This is a genomic window from Amycolatopsis sp. cg9 (assembly GCF_041346945.1).
Classification (GTDB): Bacteria; Actinomycetota; Actinomycetes; order Mycobacteriales; family Pseudonocardiaceae; genus Amycolatopsis.
Window position 1 is genome coordinate 5,432,337 of sequence record NZ_CP166850.1, and the last position, 18,903, is coordinate 5,451,239.

Annotated in this window: 14 protein-coding genes; 4 read left to right on the forward strand and 10 right to left on the reverse strand. The window is 73.4% G+C overall.

All coding sequences use genetic code 11. The features are described 5' to 3' along the window. The 3 genes from AB5J73_RS25950 to AB5J73_RS25960 are packed head-to-tail and all read left to right on the forward strand — an operon-like array spanning position 1 to position 3,328. Positions 1-1,494 (forward strand): PucR family transcriptional regulator, encoded by a 1,494-nt coding sequence (locus AB5J73_RS25950; RefSeq protein ID WP_370961279.1) that lies wholly within the window; start codon positions 1-3, stop codon positions 1,492-1,494. A gap of 35 nt (positions 1,495-1,529) precedes the next feature. Then, positions 1,530-2,207 (forward strand): response regulator transcription factor, encoded by a 678-nt coding sequence (locus AB5J73_RS25955; RefSeq protein ID WP_169734892.1) that lies wholly within the window; start codon positions 1,530-1,532, stop codon positions 2,205-2,207. Next, the gene (locus AB5J73_RS25960) at positions 2,204-3,328 is read left to right on the forward strand and encodes a sensor histidine kinase (RefSeq protein ID WP_370961280.1); all 1,125 of its coding nucleotides are present in this window, start codon (positions 2,204-2,206) and stop codon (positions 3,326-3,328) included. The genes AB5J73_RS25955 and AB5J73_RS25960 overlap by 4 nt, the downstream gene beginning before the upstream one ends. Before the next feature lie 43 nt (positions 3,329-3,371). Here AB5J73_RS25960 and AB5J73_RS25965 read toward each other — a convergent pair whose 3' ends face one another. After that, positions 3,372-4,439: an alpha/beta hydrolase gene (locus tag AB5J73_RS25965; RefSeq protein WP_370961281.1), complete on the reverse strand. Its 1,068-nt coding sequence runs from the start codon at positions 4,437-4,439 to the stop codon at positions 3,372-3,374. Then, the gene (locus AB5J73_RS25970; protein WP_370961283.1) at positions 4,433-5,962 is read right to left on the reverse strand and encodes a twin-arginine translocation signal domain-containing protein; all 1,530 of its coding nucleotides are present in this window, start codon (positions 5,960-5,962) and stop codon (positions 4,433-4,435) included. Before AB5J73_RS25970 ends, AB5J73_RS25965 begins: the two co-directional genes overlap by 7 nt. Positions 5,963-6,019: 57 nt before the next feature. Between AB5J73_RS25970 and AB5J73_RS25975 the strand changes: the two genes are divergently transcribed. Beyond that, positions 6,020-6,460, forward strand: a complete 441-nt coding sequence (locus tag AB5J73_RS25975; RefSeq protein ID WP_370961284.1) for a hypothetical protein — start codon at positions 6,020-6,022, stop codon at positions 6,458-6,460. Here the strand turns inward: AB5J73_RS25975 and AB5J73_RS25980 are convergent. The 8 genes from AB5J73_RS25980 to AB5J73_RS26015 form a co-directional block, all read right to left on the reverse strand. Then, positions 6,457-8,568: a 3-hydroxyacyl-CoA dehydrogenase NAD-binding domain-containing protein gene (locus AB5J73_RS25980; protein WP_370961286.1), complete on the reverse strand. Its 2,112-nt coding sequence runs from the start codon at positions 8,566-8,568 to the stop codon at positions 6,457-6,459. The two genes, AB5J73_RS25975 and AB5J73_RS25980, sit on opposite strands and share 4 nt — an antisense overlap. After that, entirely contained in the window at positions 8,568-9,758 is a 1,191-nt protein-coding gene (locus AB5J73_RS25985; protein ID WP_370973325.1) for an acetyl-CoA C-acyltransferase, read from the reverse strand. The genes AB5J73_RS25980 and AB5J73_RS25985 overlap by 1 nt, the downstream gene beginning before the upstream one ends. Positions 9,759-9,944: 186 nt before the next feature. Continuing rightward, on the reverse strand, positions 9,945-10,574 hold the full coding sequence (locus AB5J73_RS25990; protein WP_370961287.1) for a DUF998 domain-containing protein: 630 nt from the start codon (positions 10,572-10,574) through the stop codon (positions 9,945-9,947). An 85-nt stretch (positions 10,575-10,659) separates the two neighbouring features. Beyond that, complete coding sequence (locus tag AB5J73_RS25995; RefSeq protein ID WP_370961288.1) at positions 10,660-12,291, reverse strand: allophanate hydrolase; 1,632 nt, start codon at positions 12,289-12,291, stop codon at positions 10,660-10,662. After that, the gene (uca, locus tag AB5J73_RS26000; RefSeq protein ID WP_370961289.1) at positions 12,288-15,815 is read right to left on the reverse strand and encodes an urea carboxylase; all 3,528 of its coding nucleotides are present in this window, start codon (positions 15,813-15,815) and stop codon (positions 12,288-12,290) included. The genes AB5J73_RS25995 and uca overlap by 4 nt, the downstream gene beginning before the upstream one ends. Continuing rightward, entirely contained in the window at positions 15,812-16,447 is a 636-nt protein-coding gene (locus AB5J73_RS26005; RefSeq protein WP_370961290.1) for an urea amidolyase associated protein UAAP2, read from the reverse strand. The genes uca and AB5J73_RS26005 overlap by 4 nt, the downstream gene beginning before the upstream one ends. Then, positions 16,444-17,277: an urea amidolyase associated protein UAAP1 gene (locus AB5J73_RS26010; protein ID WP_370961291.1), complete on the reverse strand. Its 834-nt coding sequence runs from the start codon at positions 17,275-17,277 to the stop codon at positions 16,444-16,446. Before AB5J73_RS26010 ends, AB5J73_RS26005 begins: the two co-directional genes overlap by 4 nt. 10 nt (positions 17,278-17,287) lie before the next feature. Then, positions 17,288-18,754, reverse strand: a complete 1,467-nt coding sequence (locus AB5J73_RS26015) for an amino acid permease (RefSeq protein WP_370961292.1) — start codon at positions 18,752-18,754, stop codon at positions 17,288-17,290. Positions 18,755-18,903 lie beyond the last annotated feature (149 nt).

The following is an 18,903-nucleotide window of genomic DNA, read 5'->3' on the forward strand; positions in this document are numbered from 1 at the left end:
ATGGCCACCGAAGTGAATGTCCCGTTACGGGACGTGGTCGGCAACCGGGAGCTCGCGCTCCACGTCGTCCCCGAGACCCTGCGGCCGGGCGCGCTGGACGCGCCGGTGCGCTGGGCGCACGTCAGCGAGCTGCAGGACCCCGCGCCCTACCTGGTCGGCGGCGAGCTGATCCTCACCGCGGGCGTCAACCTGCCGGCGCGGCTCGACCGGTACGTGCGCGGGCTGCGCGACGCCGGCGTGACGGCGCTGGGGTTCGGGCTCACCCCGACGGTCTTCGAAACGCTGCCGGAGCCGCTGCGCCGGGCCTGCGCGCGGCACGGGCTGCCGCTGCTGGTGGTGCCGGCGCGGACGCCGTTCCTGGCGATCAACCGGGCGGTGTCGGTGGCCCTGACCGAGGCCGGGCAGCGCGAGCAGCGGCGGATCACCGCGGCCCGGGAGACGTTGACCCGCGCGGCGGGCGGCGGGCTGGGCGAGCTGACGTCGTCGCTGGCCGCGCAGCTGCGGTCGTGGGTCGCGCTGGTCGGCGCCGGGGACGTGCTGGCCTCGGCGCACGACGCGCCGGCGCCGCTGCCGCCGCCGGTGCGGGAACTGGTGGCGACCGTGCGGGCGGGCAGCGGGATCCGCAGCGCGACCACCGAGGTCGACGGCGGGTTCGTGGTGGTCCAGCCGGTGTACCCGCAGGCGACGGCGTCGCACCTGGTGGTGGTCGGCCGGCCCGGCCGCTTCGACGGCGCCGACCGGGCGATCCTCGCGGTCGGCGCGGCCCTGCTCGGCCTGGTCGGCCGCGCCGGCTCGGACGCGGCCGAACTGGGTGCGGCGGCGACCGGCCTGCTCCTCGGCCGCACGTCCCCCGACGGGGTGGCTGCCGCGCTGCTCGGCTCGGACGTCGTCCGGCTGGTCGCCGGGGCGGCGTACCGGCGCGGCCCCGACGAGGTGGCCCAGCGTCCGGACTGGCTGCGCGCCCGGCTCGACACCCCGCTGGTTTCGGTGCTGCCCGGCCCGGCTTTCGTGGCGATCGCGGGGGTTCCGCCGTCGCTTCCGGTGCTGGAGGACCTGCGCGCCCACGGCTGGCTGGCGGCGGTGGGCGCACCGGTGCCCGCGGCCCGGCCGGCGTCGGGGTCGGCGGAGGTGGAGCTGCTGCTGGCGCGGGCCCGGGCACTCGGCCGTCCCGTGGTCGCGGAGAGCGGCCCGCCGGACTTCGACGCGCTGGTGGCTCCGGACGCTTCCCGGGGCTTCGCGGAGAAGGTGCTGGAGCCGCTGGTCGCCCTCGACCGGGCGGGGGACCGTTCGCTGGTGCGCACGCTGCGGACGTGGCTGGCCCACCACGGCGCCTGGGAACCGACGGCGGCGGAGCTGGGCGTGCACCGCAACAGCGTCCGGCACCGGATCGCGCAGGTGGAGCGGGCGCTGGCGGTGGATCTGGCCGATCCGGAGGCCCGGATGCGGCTGTGGTTCGCCCTGCGGTGGGCCTCACCCGAAGCACACAGTCCTTAAAGGGCACTCTCAGGAAAATATGGGATTGTGGGCTCGTGCGAGTTTTGGTAGTCGAGGACGAAGAACCCCTGGCCGACGCGATCGCCCGTGGCCTGCGCCGCGAGGGCATGGCCGTGGACGTCGCGCTCACCGGGGACGACGGGCACGAGAAGGCCGCCGTCACGCGGTACGACGTCGTGTTGCTGGACCGGGATCTGCCCGGGATGTCCGGTGACGAGCTGTGCCGCGAGATCGTCGCGTCCGGGGAGCTGACCCGGGTGCTGATGCTGACCGCGAGCAGCTCGGTGTCCGATCGCGTCGACGGGCTTTCCCTCGGCGCGGACGACTACCTCGCGAAGCCGTTCGCCTTCCCCGAGCTGGTCGCCCGCGTCCGGGCGCTCGGCCGCCGGGCCACGCCGGCCGCGCCGCCGCTGCTCACCGCCGGGGACGTCGAGCTGGACCCGGCCAAGCGGACCGTCCGCCGGGCCAGCGGGCCGGTGGAGCTGACGCGCAAGGAGTTCGGCGTGCTCGAGGTCCTGCTGTCGGCCGCCGGTTCGGTGGTCAGCAGCGAAGAGCTGCTCGAACGCGTGTGGGACGAAAACGCCGACCCGTTCACCACGACCGTCCGGGTCACCGTCATGACGCTGCGCAAGAAGCTCGGCGAGCCGGGGATCATCGAGACCGTCGTCGGCTCCGGGTACCGGGTGCCGGAGCCCGGCGCGCCACGCGCGTGAACCTGCCGGGCACCCGCAGCCTCCGCGCCCGGATCACCCTGCTGGCGACCGTGCTGGTCGCCGCCGTCAGCCTGCTGCTGCTCTGGCTGGCCTGGACGCTGGTCCGGGATTCGCTCGACACCGTGCCGCAGATGCCGCCGGGCAGCACGGTGGTCGTCGACGGCGTCACGGTCGACGCCTCGACGCTCGCCGAGCACCTGCGCGTGCACGCCCGCAACCGGATGCTGCTGTTCGGGTCGATCGCGTTCCTGTTCGTGGTGGCGGCCGCGGCGATCCTCGCCTGGACGTTCACCTCGCGCGTCCTCCTGCCGCTGCGCGAGATCACCGGCACCGCCCGGCGGCTGTCGGTCGAGTCGCTGGGGGAGCGGATCGGCGAAGTGCGCTCGCGGGACGAGCTCGCCGAGCTGGCGGGCACGTTCGACGACATGCTCGACCGGCTCCAGGCGGCGTTCGACGCCCAGCGGCACTTCGTCGCGAACGCGAGCCACGAGCTGCGGACGCCGTTGTCGGTGATCCGCACGGAACTCGACGTCACCCTCGCCGACGACGACGCCGACGTGGCCGAGCTGCGCCGGATGGGCGGGGTGGTCCGCGACGCGACCGAGCGGGCCGGGCAGCTGGTGAACTCGCTGCTGCTGCTGGCCCGCACCGACGGCGCCGGGCTCGGCGTGCGCGAGCCGGTCGACCTCGCCGTCGTGGTCGACCGGGCCTGGCGCGCGGTCGACCGGGAGGCCGCCGCCCGCGGCATCCAGGCGTCGTTCAGCACGCCGTCGGCGCCGGCGTTCGGCGACCCGGCGCTGCTGGAGCGGATCGCGGGCAACCTGCTGGAGAACGCGGTCCGCCACAACGTCGATGCCGGCTGGCTCGACGTCGTGACCCAGCCCGGCCCGCGGTGGTCGACGCTGCGGGTCCGGTCCTCGGGCGGCCTCGTGGACCCGGCGACGGTGGCGGAGCTGTTCGAGCCGTTCCGCCGCGCGGGAGTCGCCCGCACCGCCCGCCACGGCGCCGGCCTGGGGCTCTCGATCGTGCGGGCGGCGGTCCAGGCGCACGGCGGGAGCGTGACGGCGGAGCCGATCGTGGGCGGCGGCCTCGGGGTGACCGTCCACCTCCCCGTCCGCTGACGACCTCGTGAGTGTTCAGGGCGGTTCTAACCGCCCTGAACACTCACGACCCGGCCAGCGCGAGACCGGCGCGGAGGACGCCGGCCGCGTGGATCATCGCCGCGCGGGCGTCCGGGTCGATGCCGACGCGGTTGGCGAAGCCGTGCAGCTGGCCTTCGTGGCGCCGGTGCACCAGCGGGACCCCCGCCGCGGCCAGGCGGGCCGCGTAAGCCTCGCCTTCGTCGCGCAGCAGGTCGAAGCCGCAGGTCGCCACGTACGTCGGCGGGAGGCCTTCGAGGGTGTCGTCGTACTGGACCGACGCCCGCCGGTCCCGGTAGCGCGCCGGGTCGTGCACGTACTGGTCGCGGTACCAGGCCCACTCGTCCCGGTCGAGCCGGAAGCCCGAGCCGAACTGCCGGTGCGACGCCGACTCCCCGAGCGCGTCCGTCGCCGGGGTGAGCAGGAGGCTGAACGCCGGGCGGGGCAGTTCGCCGCGGGCGGCCGCGTGGGCCACCACCGCCGCCAGGTTGCCGCCGCTGCTGTCGCCGCCCACCGCGAGCCGGGCCGGGTCGGCGCCGAACTCCGCCGCGTGGCCGTGGACGAAGGAGAACGCCGCCACCGCGTCGGAAGCCGCCGCGGGGAACGGGTGTTCCGGCGCCAGGCGGTAGCCGATCGACACCACCCGGACCCCGGCTTCCTCGGCCAGCAGCCGGCACGCGCCTTCGTGCGTGTCCAGGCTGCCGAGCACGAACCCGCCGCCGTGGAAGTACACGAGCGCCGGGCCGGGCGCCGGGATCCCGGCCGGCTCGTAGCGCCGCAGCGGCAGCGGCCCGCCGGGGCCCGGCCACGACGAGTCGCGCGTCCGGACGCCCGGGCAGATCCCGGCACCCGCGAGCGCGCCCGCCAGGTTCAGCTCGGCCCGGGCCCGCGACAGGCTGCCGTTCCGGTGCGGCGCGTCGAACGGCGCGAACCGCGACACCCGCATCAGCAGCCGCGCGGTCGGCACCGGCTGCCGCCCGTCCACCACCACCGGACGGCCCGCGAGCACGCGCAGCACCGGCGCGGGCAGCCGCAGCAGCCACCGCAACCCGATCATGACCACCCGTACGAGCAGCGCTCTCCCGTTCAGCACACGTCCACGAAAATCGGGTTCGCGTACAACCACAAGTCCTCGAACGGGTTCGCCTGCCCGATCGTGTCCGGAGCGGGCTCGGAATCGCGGTTCGTCCCGCGGATCCGCGCGTAGAACGGCGAGCGCACGTTCCGGAAGGTGTGCCGGAACACGACCTGCCGCCCGGGCGCCCAGCGCGGCTCGAACGACTCGACGACCCGCGTGCCCGGCGCCGTCATCGCGTCGGCGTCGGCCACCGGCCCGGTGACCGGGCCCGCGACGACGTCCAGCCGGGCCAGCCGCGGGATCGAGCCGCCGCCGTTCGGCCGGGACGCCGTCCGCGCGGCCACCACCAGCGTGACGTCCGAGCCGCGGCGCACCCGCAGCCGCCCGCCGAGCGTCGCCGCGGACCCGCCGCCGTACGCGCCGACTTCGAGCGACTGGGCCAGACCGCCGTGCGAGAGCCAGATCCGGCCCGCTCGCAGCCCTTCCAGCACGCCTTCGAGGCTGCGCCGCGTGACGCCGACGTGCGTCCGGCTGAACTCGCCGGGGTAGAAGTCGGCGTACGGCGGAACCAGCTGCGGGACACCGCTGTCGACCGGGTCCGGGTACTTGCCGTGCGTGTCGTACCAGTCGCCCGGCACGTCCGGGCGGACCAGCGTGTCACCGCGGTTGTAGTGCGAGTCGGAGTTGGTGGTGATCCACCACGGCTTGCCCTCGGCGAGCAGCGAGTCCCAGAGCCCGCCGACCTTCGCCGTCGCCCAGTCCCAGCCGCCGAACGTCCGGTACGCCTCGGCGGGGTAGCCCGGCCACGAGTTCGGGCCCGGGCCGTTGGCGTACCCGCCGCGCGCGCCGCCGTTGCCGAGCGGCTTCGGGAAGCCGTCGGCCTGGGCGCCGGGCGCGCCCTCCATCCCGATCACGATGTGGGGTGCGGCGTCGCGGTAGGCGCGCAGCTCGTGCGGCGCGACGCGGCCGTTGCGCAGCGGGTGGTTGACCAGCACGACCGGCGCGTGGATCCGCCGCGCGCGTTCTTCCTCGGCGAGCCAGCGCAGCGCCCGCAGCGCGAGAGCCTCGTTCGCCGGGCTCGACGCCTCGGAGTTCGTCAGCCGCCAGTCGAAGGCCCGCTCGAACTCGCGCAGCTTCGCGGCCTGCTGCTCGCCGGCCCGGAAGAACACGGTCGCGTGCTCGGCGCCCGGGACGTTCCACTCCATGCCGTGCCACAGCAGCAGGTCCGGGTACTTCCGCCGGGCGGCGAGGAAGTCCTGTTCCGTCGGCTCGACCGACACCTGCTCGTGCTCGGCGTGGCCGTGGTCGGTGAAGACGATCCAGTCGGCGCCGTGCGCCCGCCCGCCGCGCGCGATCTGGTCGATCCGGTACATCGCGTCGTACGAGTACTGGCTGTGCGTGTGGTGGTCGCCCACCAGCCACTGGTAGCGGCCGCACAACCGGCTCACGTCGAGGCTTTCCGGGGTGGGGAGGGGCACGCCCGCGGCGGCGGCCGCGAGCCCGGCACCCTTGAGGAACCGGCGTCTGTCGGTGGTCACGGCGGGACGCTAAGCCGCCGGGGTGAACGGGCGGTGTCCCGGCGGCCAACGTGTGCTGTGATCTTGGACGTGGAGGAAAAGCCGCTGGTCCGCGTGGTCGCCCCGGCCGTCGCGCTGGCCCTCGCCGTCGGGATGGGGCTGGCCTTCGGCGTCGCGGCCCTGGAGCGCCCGCCGGACCTGCCGGTCGACACGAACCCGGCACCGCTGGCCGGCCACACGCTGTGCGCGGCGGTCGTCGTGGTCTTCCCGTCCGAGGCCGAGCTGCAGGGGTCGATGCAGTCCCTTCGCGCCGACCCGAAGGCGCGGCGGGTGTTCGTGGACCCGCCGTCGGTCTCGCTGCTCGCCGTCCCGGGGACGGACCTGAAGACCTGGGCGCAGGAGCTGCACGCGCGCTTCCGGACCGCCGAGCGCGTGACGGTGATCGACTCCGACACGACGGCGGCGCAGCTGAAACTCACTGCGCCGCCGCCGAAGTGCCCTCGGGAGGGCGAATACTAGGAAGCCGGAACCGAGGCCACGCCCGGGGCGAGGAACGGCTTGCCGTTCACCCGCTCGGACACACCGGAGCGGTCCAGGTACGGCGTGATGCCGCCGTTCCAGAACGGCCAGCCCGCGCCCAGGATCAGGCACAGGTCGATGTCCTGCGCCTCGGCGACCACGCCCTCGTCGAGCATGATCCGGATCTCCTCGGCGATGGCCGACAGCGCCCGCTCGCGCACCTGCTCCGAGGTGGACGGCTGGTCGCCCTGCGTCCACAGCTCGACGACCTCGGGGTCGGCGGACTGGTTGCCCTGGGAATCCCAGACCCAGACGCCCTTCTTGCCCGCCTTGACGAACTTCGCGAGGTTGTCGGACACGGTGAACCGGTCCGGGAACGCCTCGTGCAGCGTCTCGCCGACGTGCAGCGCGATGGCCGGGCCGACGAGCTGCATCAGCGTCAGCGGCGTCATCGGCAGGCCCAGCGGTTCCAGAGCCTTGTCCGCGACGTCGAACGGCGTGCCCTCGTCGACGGTGACCAGCACCTCGCCGAGGAAGCGCAGCAGGAGCCGGTTCACGACGAACGCCGAAGCGTCCTTCACCAGCACGCTGGACTTCTTGAGCTGCTTGCCGACCGAGAACGCGGTCGCCAGGGCCGCGTCGTCGGTCTGCTCGCCGCGGACGATCTCCAGCAGCGGCAGCACGGCGACCGGGTTGAAGAAGTGGAAGCCGACCACGCGCTCGGGGTGCTGCAGCTTCGACGCCATCGCGGTGATCGACAGCGACGAGGTGTTCGTCGCCAGGATCGCCTCGGGCTTGACGTGCTGCTCCAGCTCGGCGAACACCTGCTGCTTGACGCCCAGCTCCTCGAAGACGGCCTCGATGACGAAGTCCGCGTCGGCGAACGCGGCCTTGTCGAGCGAGCCGGAGACCAGTGCCTTCAGCCGGTTCGCGCCGTCCGGGGACAGGCGCTTCTTGCCGAGGAGCTTGTCGATCTCGGCGTGGACGTACCCGACACCCTTGTCGACGCGCGCCTGGTCGACGTCGGTCAGCACGACCGGCACCTTGAGGCGGCGCACGAACAGCAGCGCGAGCTGGCTGGCCATCAGGCCGGCGCCGACGATGCCGACCTTGTTCACCTTGCGGGCCAACGACTTGTCCGGCGCGCCGGCCGGGCGCTTGGCGCGCTTGTTGACCAGGTTGAACGAGTACAGCCCGGCGCGCAGGACGTCGGACATGAGCAGCTCGGCGAGGCCGTCGGTCTCGGCCGCGTAGCCGCGGTCGAGGTCGTTGTCGCGGGCCAGCGCCAGCAGCTCGACGGCCTTGGTGGCGCCCGGCGAAGCGCCGTGCGTCCGGCCGTCCACAATGGACTTGGCGCGGGCGATCGCGGCGTCCCAGCCGGAGCCGCGGTCGATCTCGGGGCGCTCCGGCGTGATCTCGCCGTTGACGACCTTCGCCAGCCACAGCAGCGACTGCTCGAGGTAGTCGGCCGAGCCGAAGACCGCGTCGACGATGCCGAGCTCCGCCGTCTGCTTGACGGTGAGCATCTTGTTCTGCGCCAGGGCGTTCTCGACGATCACCGTGACGGCGGCGTCGGCGCCGATGAGGTTCGGCAGCAGCTGCGTGCCGCCCCAGCCCGGGAACAGGCCGAGGAAGACCTCGGGGAACGCGATGGCCGCGGTGTTCTCCGACAGCGTCCGGTAGTGGCAGGACAGCGCCAGCTCGAGGCCGCCGCCCATGACCGCGCCGTTGATGAACCCGAAGGTCGGGATCTCCGTCTCGGTGAGGCGGCGGAACACGTCGTGCCCGGTCTGGGCGATCTCGCGCGCCAGCTTCGGGTCGCTCACGGACTCGACGCCGGAGAGGTCCGCGCCGACGGCGAAGATGAACGGCTTGCCGGTGACGGCGATCGCGGCCGGCTCGGCCTCGAAGGCTTTGTCGATGGCCGCGTTCAGGCTGACCAGACCTTGGGGGCCGAAGGTGTTCGGCCGGGTGTGGTCGTGGCCGTTGTCGAGGGTGATCAGCGCGACGGGCTTCTCGAGCCCGGGCACCTTCACGAGGCGGGTCACGGCGTGCGTGACGACCTCGTCCGGGAAGGCGGCCTTCGCTTCTTCAGCGGTGAAAGTCATTACTTCGCCCCCTCGAAGGCCGGGTTCTCCCAGATCACGGTGCCGCCCATGCCGATGCCGATGCACATCGTGGTGATGCCGTACCGGACGTCCGGCCGCTCGGCGAACTGGCGCGCCAGCTGCGTCATGAGCCGGACGCCGGAGGAAGCCAGCGGGTGACCGCACGCGATCGCGCCGCCCCACTGGTTCACGCGCGGGTCGTCGTCGGCGATGCCGAAGTGGTCGAGGAAGGCCAGCACCTGCACGGCGAAGGCTTCGTTGATCTCGAACAGGCCGATGTCGTCGATGGAAAGACCGGTGCGCTTGAACAGCTTCTCGGTGGCGGGCACCGGGCCGATGCCCATGACCTCGGGCTCGACGCCGGCGAAGGAGTAGCCGACCAGCCGCATCGCGACCGGCAGGCCCAGCTCGCGGGCGGTGTCCTCGTCGGCGAGGATCGAGGCGGTGGCGCCGTCGTTCAGGCCGGCCGCGTTGCCCGCGGTGATCCGGCCGTGCGGGCGGAACGGCGTCTTCAGCCCGGCGAGCGTCTCCAGCGTGGTGCCGGGCCGCGGCGGCTCGTCCTCGGTGGCCAGGCCCCAGCCCAGCTCCTTCGAGCGGGTGGCGACCGGGACCAGCTCGGGGCCGATCTTGCCGGTCTTGACGGCTTCGGCGTACTTCTCCTGGCTGCGCGCGGCGTAGGTGTCGGTGCGCAGCTTGGTGATTTCCGGGAAGCGGTCGTGCAGGTTCTCGGCGGTCTGGCCCATGACGAGCGCGGTCGGGTCGACGAGCTTGTCGGCGATGATCCGCGGGTTCGGGTCGACGCCCTCGCCCATCGGGTGCCGGCCCATGTGCTCGACGCCACCGGCGATGGCGATGTCGTAGGCGCCGAAGCCGATGCCGGACGCGGTGGTGGTGACCGCGGTCATCGCGCCGGCGCACATCCGGTCGATGGCGAAGCCGGGTACCGACTTCGGCAGCCCGGCGAGCAGCGCGGCGGTGCGGCCGATGGTCAGGCCCTGGTCGCCGATCTGGGTGGTGGCGGCGATGGCCACCTCGTCGACGCGCTCGGGCGGCAGTTCGGGGTGCCGCCGCAGCAGCTCGCGGATGGCGTTGACGACGAGGTCGTCCGCCCGCGTCCCGGCGTAGATGCCCTTGTCGCCGGCCTTGCCGAAGGGGGTCCGTACCCCCTCGACGAAGGCGACGTTTCGCACGCCCCGCGCGTTCGGCGCGAGCGGCGTTGCTGGTGCGGCCACGGGTGCTCCATGAAGTAGACGTTTCGTTCGGTCCGGGGGTCCGGGTGGCGGAGCCCCCGGCCCGGGGCGAAGCCCCGGTTGTCACAGCCGCACGATAGCCCTTGTTACCCGCCGGTAACCAGGGTTGTGGCCCGGTCGAGTGGGCTACGGCACACTCTTGGGCGTCAACGTCTGTCCCTTCAGCAGCCACGCCACACCGAACGCCCACACCGCGACGCTCTCCAGCCACAGCGCCGGGTGCAGCTCGGGCACCAGCCGGAGCCGGCTCGTCAGCGCGATCAGCACGAGTGCGGCCAGGATCACCACGCCGCAGACGCGGTAGACGACCCCGAAACCCGGGGGCTGCTCGCCGTCGTGGGGGAACAGGCGCAGGCAGAAGTAGGCGAGGGAGAGGAAGAAGACCGCGGCGAACGCCAGGTGCAGCACGCCCGACGTCCGGTCCCAGGCCGTCACGTCGTGGTCCGGGGTGGCGGGGAACAGCGCGAGCCCGATCGCGCCGAGGCCGGCCACGCTGCTGGCGACGTTGTCGACGAAGTCGTGGCCGTAGTAGGCGAGCAGGAACACCCCGGCCGCGCACATCGAGCCGACGAAGACGTCGCGGACGTCGGTGTAGTAGTAGCCGCTGAGGGAGCCGACGAGGCCGCCGCCCTGCACCCACTGCTTGCCGAGGATCAGGACGAACGGCAGCGCCAGGCCGATGAGGCCGATGGCGCGCCGGAGGAACAGGTAGGAGTGGACGAGGGTGCTCTGCGGGGAACGGGTTGCCGTGGTCATGGCCGCCTCCGGGGGTCGCTACCCGGTACATCGGCAGGCCCGGCGCGGTCGCTGAAGGTTCGTTACCGCGCCGGGCAGCTGATCGTTACCCGCCGAGGTGCGCCAGCCAGCCGCCCTTCGCCGAGATGTCCTCCGCGCCTTCGGTCGCCGCCGGTTCGCACAGGAAGCCGGGCACCCGGGTGCCGTCCGCCAGCTCGACCTTCCCGATCGCCAGCGGCGCGGGGACCCGCGAGACGAACTCGCCGAAGCCCCGCACCGGCAGCTCCCACACCTCCGCGGCGATCGCGACGCCGCCGCCGGAGACCCGGACCAGCCCGGGTTTGGGCGGCACGGTGTCCAGGGCGAACAACCGGTACGCCGCGGAAGTCGAAACCGCGGCCACGAACCGGCCGCCTCGGGACGTCAGCTCGTGGTTCAGCGGCTGCCCGCGCAGGTGCGCGCCGACCACCGCGATCGGCACCCGCTCGCCGCGCAGCCCGGCCAGCGCGGCCAGCTTCAGGTCGTCGTGCGGGGCGCCGACCAGCATCACGCCGAACGGGCGCCCGGCCACCGTCCCGGCCGGGACGGCCAGCGCGGACAGGCCGAACAGGTTGGTGGAGTTGGTGAACCGGCCCAGCCGCGCGTTGACCGCGACCGGGTCCGCCGCGACCTCCGCCAGTGTCGGGTGCTCGGTCGTCGTCGGGACCAGCAGCGCGTCGACGCCGGCCAGCGTCGCCAGTGCTTCGGCCCGCAGGCCGGCCAGCTTCGCCCGGTCCGAGAACAGCCGGTGGGCCGGGATGTCCCTGGCACCGGTGATGATGCCGTGCACCACCGGGTCGACGGCGTCCGGGTGCGCGTCCAGGAACTCGCCGACCGCGGTGTACCGCTCGGCGACGAACGCGCCGCCGTACAGGAGCTGTGCTGCCTCCAGGAACGCGGAGATGTCCACAGTGGTCACTTCGGCACCCGCGGCGGCGTACTCCTCGACGGCGGCCTCGAACGCCGCCGCCCACCCCGGCGCCAAAGGACCCAGTTCGGCCGGCACGCCGAGCCGGAACCGTCCCGTGTGGACCTGCGCGGGTTCGGCCAGGCAGGTCAGCGCGAACGAGGCCTCCTCGACCGTCCGCGCGAACAGCGAGACGCAGTCGATACTCGCGCACGCGGGCACGACGCCGTCGGTCGGCAGCAGGCCCGGGGTCGGCTTGAGCCCGACGATCCCGTTGAACGCCGCCGGCACCCGGCCCGAACCCGCGGTGTCGGTGCCCAGCGCCAGATCGGCGATCCCCAGCGCGACCGCCACCGCCGAACCCGAGCTGGACCCGCCGGAGACGTAAGCCGGGTCGACCGCGTTGCGCACCGCGCCGTACGGGCTGCGCGTCCCGACCAGCCCGGTCGCGAACTGGTCCAGGTTGGTCGTGCCGAGCACCAGCGCCCCGGCCGCCCGCAACCGCGCGACGACCGGGGCGTCGGCCTCCGGCTTGTACGCGTACGCCGGGCAGCCCGCCGTCGTCGGCAGGCCCGCGACGTCGATGTTGCCCTTGACCGCGACGAGCTTTCCGGCCAGCGGCAGGCCGCGGTCCGCCGGCGCCGCCGCCTCGGCCAGGACCTCGGCTTCGGGCCGCAGGTCGATCCAGATCTCCGGCCGGTCCACCTGCTCGATCCGGCGGTACGCCGCCCGGACGCGCTCGACGGCGGTGCCGGATGCCGCCGCTGCGGGAAAGCGTGCGTCGGCGGTCATCCGAGCACCACCAGCGGCGTTCCGGGCGCCACCTGGTCGCCGGGGGAAACCAGCACTTCGACCACCTCACCGCTCGCCGGCGCGGGGATCCGCGCCTCCGTCTTCATCGCTTCCAGCGTCACCAGCGACTGCGCGTTCTCGACCCGCTCGCCCGCGGCGACGTCGACCCGCCACACGGTCGCCGCGAAGGGCGCCTCCACCACGTGCCCGCCCGGGGGTGCCTCGACCCGCGCCGGGGGCCGGGTGACCGGCTCCGGTTTCGGGTCGAACTCGCCCGCCGCGGCCCACGCCCGCCGTTCCGCCTCGAACGCGGCCGCCTGCGTCGCCCGGAACGCCGAGATGCTGTCGGCGTTGTCCGCCAGGAACTTCTGGTAGTCGGCGAGTGCGAACGTGCCGTCGGTGGTGTCGAGTCCCAGCTGCCCGGACGCGCTTTGCGCGCGCAGGTCGAGGAGTTCCTCGGCCGACACCGGGTACCAGGAGATCCGGTCGAAGAACCGCAGGTTCCACGGCTGCTCCCCGCCGTGCCAGCTGTTCCAGACCTGCGTCGTCCGGCCGACGAACTGGTAGCCGCCCGGCCCCTCCATGCCGTAGATGCAGAGGTACGCGCCGCCGATGCCGACGGAGTTCTCCGCCGTCCACGTCCGCGCCGGGTTGTACTTCGTCGTGACCAGGCGGTGGCGTGGGTCGAGCGGTGTCGCGACCGGCGCGCCGAGGTAGACGTCGCCGAGGCCCAGCACGAGGTATTCGGCGTCGAACACCGCGCGGTACACGTCGTCCACAGTGGACAGGCCGTTGACGCGCCGGATGAACTCGATGTTCCACGGGCACCACGGCGCGTCGTCGCGCACGCCGGTCATGTACCGCTCGATCGCCTCGCGCGTGGCCGGGTCGTCCCACGACAGCGGCAGCCGGACGCTGCGGCTGGGCACCACGAGGTCGTGCGTCGGCGGCAGGTCCCGTTCCAGCTCGCGCACCAGCCCGAGCGCCTTGCCGACCGGCAGCGCGTCGGGGTCGACGTGCACCTGCAGCGACCGGATGCCCGGGGTCAGGTCCACGATCCCCGGCACGCCCTCGGCCGCGAGCCGTTCCGCGAGCGCGTGCACCCGCATCCGCAGCGCCAGGTCGAGCTTCATCTCGCCGTATTCGACGAGCAGGTTGTCGTCGCCGCTGCGGCGGTAGGTGACCGCCGGCTCACCGTCCGGAACGGACAGCCGCGCGAGGACGCCGCCGTCGTCGCGGGCGGGCCGGCTCGGCTCGACCGCCGACGCGGGCCGCGTCCGCAGCGCCGCCGCGTGGTCGGTGCCGATCGGCACGAACCGCACGGTGTCGCCCGGCCGCAGCTGCCCGAGCTTCCACCGCTCGCCGGTGGCGACCGTCGCCGGGCAGACGAACCCGCCCAGGCTGGGCCCGTCCGGGCCGAGCAGGATCGGCAGGTCGCCGGTGTAGTCCACGGCGCCGATCGCGTACGGCGTGTCGTGGATGTTCGACGGGTGCAGGCCCGCCTCGCCGCCGTCCGGCCGCGCCCACTCCGGCCGCGGCCCGACCAGGCGGACGCCGGTGCGGGCGGAGTTGAAGTGCACCTGCCAGTCGGTGGCGTAGAAGGTGTCGACGTCGTCCGGGGTGAAGAACTCCGGCGCCGCGTGCGGTCCTTCGAGCGCGCCGATCGTCCAGCGGGCGGTGAAGTCCGGCCGGTCCGCGACCGGGCCCACGACGGGGTCCGCGGGCGCCGGGCCGGGCTGCAGGACGTCCCCCGCGGCCAGCGCGCGGCCGCCGTGCCCGCCGAACTTGCCCAGGGTGAACGTCGCCGCGCTGCCGAGGAACGCCGGGACGTCGACGCCGCCACGGACGAGCACGTAGCTGCGCAACCCGGCGGTGCACGCGCGGACGTCGAGCGTGGCTCCGGCGGGTACTTCGACCGGGGTCCACAGCGGCACCTCCGCGCCGTCGACGAAGACCGTCGTCGGCGCGCCGGTGACGCACACCTGCGTGGCGTGGGAGAACCGCAGCGTTACACCGTCCACTGTGCACTCCAGGCCGGGCGCGCCCTCGGGGTTGCCGAGGGCGAGGTTGCCCAGTCGCAGGGAAAGGTCGTCCATCGGGCCGCTCGGCGGTACCCCGACGTGCCAGAAGCCGGTGCGGCCCGGCCAGTCCTGCACGGTCGTCATCGTCCCGCCGCGCACGACGTCGATCTGCGGTTCACCGTCCGCGATGCCGTCCAAAGTGGACGTGTCGTGGGCGGCCGAGCCGAACGCCGCGTCGGCGGCCGCCGCGCGCAGCTGCCCGAGGTTGGTCCGGACCCCGTCGACGCGGGTGCCGCCGAGCGCGGCCCGGAGGTTCGCCAGCGCGTCCGCCCGGTCGGTGCCGGTGCAGATCACCTTGGCCAGCAACGGGTCGTAGTGCGTGGTGACGGTGGTCCCCGGCTCCACCCAGGTGTCCACCCGGGTGCCGGCCGGGAACTCCGCCCGCGTGACGAGCCCGGAGCTGGGCCGGTGCCCGGCGTTCGGGTCTTCGGCGTACACGCGGGCTTCGACGGCGTGGCCGCGCGCGACCGGCGTCGCGCGGAACATCGCGCGATCGCCTTGGGCGAGCCGCAGCATCCAGGCGACCAGGTCGACGCCGTAGACCGCCTCGGTGACCGGGTGCTCGACCTGCAGCCGGGTGTTGACCTCGAGGAACGCCGCTTCGCCGCGTTCGGGGTCGTAGACGTACTCGACGGTGCCCGCCGAGCGGTACCGGACCGACGAGCACAGCGCCACGGCCGACTCGACGAGCTGCTTCCGGACGGTGCCGGGCAGGTCCGGTGCCGGGCACTCCTCGACGACCTTCTGGTTGCGCCGCTGCAGCGAGCAGTCCCGGGTGCCCAGCGCCATGACCTCGCCGAAGCCGTCGCCGAACACCTGGACCTCGACGTGCCGCGCGCGGGTCACCAGCCGTTCCAGGAAGACGCCGGAGCTGGCGAAACTCTTCGCCGCGACGCTGCGCACGGTGTCCCAGGCGGCCCGCAGGTCGTCGGGGGAGGCGCAGGCGCGCATGCCGATGCCGCCCCCGCCGCCGGTCGCCTTGAGCATCACCGGGTAGCCGATGTCCTCCGCCCGCGCCAGTGCTTCGTCCACATCGGACAGCAGGCCGGTGCCGGCCAGCAGCGGCACGCCCGCCGCGATGGCCGCCTCGCGCGCGGTGTGCTTGCTGCCGAACACCTCCAGGTGCTCCGGTGCCGGGCCGGCGAACGCGATCCCGGCGTCTTCGCAAGCTCGCGCGAACGCCGCGTCCTCCGAGAGGAAGCCGTAGCCGGGGTGGATCGCGTCGCAGCTGGTGTCGAGGGCGGCCTGGACGATGGCGCCGGCCCGCAGGTAGCTTTCCGCGGCGGGAGCCGGGCCGAGCCGCACGGCCCGGCCGGCGAGCCGCACGTGCGGGGACAGGCGGTCGGCGTCGGAGTACACCGCGACCGTTTCGAGACCCAGTTCCCCGGCGCTGCGGAGGATCCGGACCGCGATCTCGCCGCGGTTGGCGACGAGCAGCCTCACTCGTCACCCCCGGCCGAGGTGACGACCATGCGCACCGGCGTCGGGTCGAACCCGTTGCAGGGGTTGTTGATCTGCGGGCAGTTCGAGACGAGGACGAGCACGTCGGTCTCCGCGCGCAGCCGGACTTCCAGGCCCGGCGCGGAAATGCCGTCGACGATGCCGAGCGTGCCGTCTTCTTCGACCGGCACGTTCATGTACCAGTTGACGTTGCTGACCAGGTCGCGCTTGCCCAGCCCCCACTTGGCGCCTTCGCTGAGGAAGTTCTCGACGCACGCGTGCTGGTACCGGGTGTGCTGGCCGTAGCGGAGGCTGTTGGACTCCTTGCTGCACGCGCCGCCGAGCGTGTCGTGGCGGCCGCAGGTGTCGGCGACGACGGTCAGCAGCGGGGCGCCTTCCTGGGTGCGTAGCACGCTGCCCGTGGTGAGGAAGATGTTGCCCTGCGCTGCTATCGTCGCGGCCGCGCTGTAGCGCTTCGCGGTGTCGTTCGCGTCGTAGCAGAGGAAGTCGACGGCCTGGTTGCCGCCGAGGTCGATGATCGTCAGCTCGCTGCCGCGCTTGAGCACGGTCGAGAACGGGGCGCGCGCCGGGACGTCGAAGGTCAGCTCCAGCTGCGACTGGTAGGCCGTGCTCATGCGATCCCCCGTGCGGTCAGGTAGTCGGCGGTGTTCTCGAAGGCACGCTGGGCTTCGGGGCTGTGAGTCCACTCCGGACTGTCCGGGGTGGACGGAGTGTCGCGCCAGGCGAGGACTTCGAGGTTCGTCGCGGTGTAGTCCGGGCGCGGGTCCACCGGGTGCGGCACGTTGGTGACCAGTACGATCGACGGGATCTCGATCCGCAGGTCGACGGACTTCCCGGCGCCCGCGGAGCCGGTGAACTCCAGCGCGCCGTCCGGCTGGACGCGCACGCCCTGGAAGAACGACAGGCTCGGCGGCAGATCACGCGGTCCCAGCCCGTGCTTCGCCGCGGCCAGGGTGAACAGCGGCAGCCCGGCGGGGGAGGGGCCCTGCGGGGCACCGTCGCCGTAGCGCTCGGTGTTGCCGTCCACAGTGGACGTCCCGCACAGGGCGTCGTGGCGCCCGCTGGCGTCCGAGACGATCGTGGCGAGCACGCGGCCCTGGTCGGACAGCAGCGCCACCTTCTCGCCGAGGTAGGCGTTCCACTGCACCTTCACCGTGTCGGCGACGTTCAGCCGTTCCCACGGCTGGTCGGCGTTGAACAGCAGCACGTGCGCGCAGGCGCCGCCCTCGACGTCGGTCAGCCGCAGCCGCGTACCCCGGGCCAGCACCTTGTGCGTGTACCCGCCCCCGGCGACGGTCTCCGCCCAGGTCAGCGCCTCGGGCGCCACCCCGGGCGGGACGGCCGGCCAGGTGCTCGCCGGGATCGACGGCATCGTTTCGACCACGGTGCCGGCCTGGGCCCGGGCGTGGTCCCGGGCGCCGTAGGTGGTGGCGGTGGTGCTCATGGACGTCCTCTCAGATCGCGGGTTCGAGGGCGGGAGCGGGGCGCAGCCGCAGCCAGCAGAGCCAGCCGATCACCAGCGCGCCGCCGACGAACTCTAGCGGGAACAGCAGCATCCAGGGGGCGCCCGAACCGGCGACGTCGTAGATCTCCGCGCGCGGCCAGGCGATGTTCACGCTCATGGCGATCCCGTAGAGCACGGCTGCCCCGTTCAGCGGGACACCCCAGCGTCCCAGCGAGAACCGGCCGGGCTCCGCGGGGAACCGCCCCCGCAGCCTGGCGACCAGCAGCGGCCCGGTGACCAGCAGGTACGCCAGGTAGACGACCACCACCGACGTCCCGGTGATCGTGCTGAAGAGCGTCGGGTTGCCGACGTTGAGCAGCAGCAGGGCGATGGCCAGCGCCCCGGAGACGAGCGCGGGCGCGACCGGCGTCCCCGTGCGGGGATTCACCGACGAAAGTCGGGTGGCGGCGGGGAGCGCGCCGTCGCGGGCCATCGCGAAGACCAGCCGGACGGTGCCGGTCTGGATGGTGAGCGTGCAGACCACGACGGCGATGGCGACGTCGGCGAGGAAGACGCGGCCGAGGGTGTCGCCGAAGACGGCGGTGATCACGTACGGCAGGCCGCGGCCGGCGAGCTGGCCGTCGGTGAGGCTCGGCGCGGCCATCAGCGCGGTGAGCACCACGGCCAGCCCGCCGATCCCGGACACGAGCACGGCCCGCAGCACCGCGCGCGGCGCCGCCCTTCGCGCGTCCTTCGTCTCCTCCGCGACCGACGCGGCGGTGTCGAAGCCGTAGAGCACGTACGCGGCCATGAGCGCCGAAGCGAGGACACCGCCGATCCCGGCGCTGGTGCCGGGGGCGTCGTGCGCGACCACCTGCGGGCCGCGGACGGCGAACAGGCCCAGCCCGGCGACGAGGACCACGACGCCGAGCAGCTCGGCCGCGACACCGACGTCGTTGATCCGGGCCATCAGCCGGACACCGCCGGCGTTGACGAGCGTGGTGAAGACGAGCAGGAGCGTGCCGAGGACCACGGCGTTGGCCGCGCCCGACGGCGACGTCACCGAGGGGTCGCCGCCGACGAGCTGGAAGCCGTCCCACACCGACGGCAGCACCACCTGCAGCGCGATCGCCGCGGCGGCGAGCGCGACGACGCAGCCGAGCAGCATCATCCAGCCGGCGAGCCACCCGAGGAATCCCTTCGAGACCTGCTTCGCCCATTGGTACACGGAGCCGGCGAGCGGGAAGCGCGCGGCGAGCTCGGCGAAGGTGAGCGCCACGAGCAGCTGGCCGCCGAGGACGACCGGCCACGTCCAGAAGAAGAGCGGGCCGCCGAAGGTGTAGCCGAACCCGAAGAGCTGGAAGACCGTCGTGAGGATGGAGACGAACGAGAACCCGGCGGCGAAGGCGGAGAACCCGCCCAGCGACCGGCGGAGCTCTTGGCGGTAACCGAAGGTGGCGAGATCGTCGGGCGGCATGCGGACTCCTTGTTTCGATCGTTTGACAGAAATTAGGTCCGGGCCGGGTCCTCTTGATCTCTGACGCGTTAGGGGTGCGTTAACGGCCCTCGCTTCCGCGCGTCAACAGCGACATGCGGGCGTAACCGCACCTCGGTGCGGGTGCCCGG

Excerpts from the sequence above, each read along its gene's own strand:
- AB5J73_RS25950 (WP_370961279.1), top strand. The coding sequence starts at position 1 with ATGGCCACCGAAGTGAATGTCCCGTTACGGGACGTGGTCGGCAACCGG.
- AB5J73_RS25980 (WP_370961286.1), bottom strand. The coding sequence starts at position 8,568 with ATGACTTTCACCGCTGAAGAAGCGAAGGCCGCCTTCCCGGACGAGGTC.
- AB5J73_RS25990 (WP_370961287.1), bottom strand. The coding sequence starts at position 10,574 with ATGACCACGGCAACCCGTTCCCCGCAGAGCACCCTCGTCCACTCCTAC.
- AB5J73_RS25995 (WP_370961288.1), bottom strand. The coding sequence starts at position 12,291 with ATGACCGCCGACGCACGCTTTCCCGCAGCGGCGGCATCCGGCACCGCC.
- AB5J73_RS26005 (WP_370961290.1), bottom strand. The coding sequence starts at position 16,447 with ATGAGCACGGCCTACCAGTCGCAGCTGGAGCTGACCTTCGACGTCCCG.
- AB5J73_RS26010 (WP_370961291.1), bottom strand. The coding sequence starts at position 17,277 with ATGAGCACCACCGCCACCACCTACGGCGCCCGGGACCACGCCCGGGCC.
- AB5J73_RS26015 (WP_370961292.1), bottom strand. The coding sequence starts at position 18,754 with ATGCCGCCCGACGATCTCGCCACCTTCGGTTACCGCCAAGAGCTCCGC.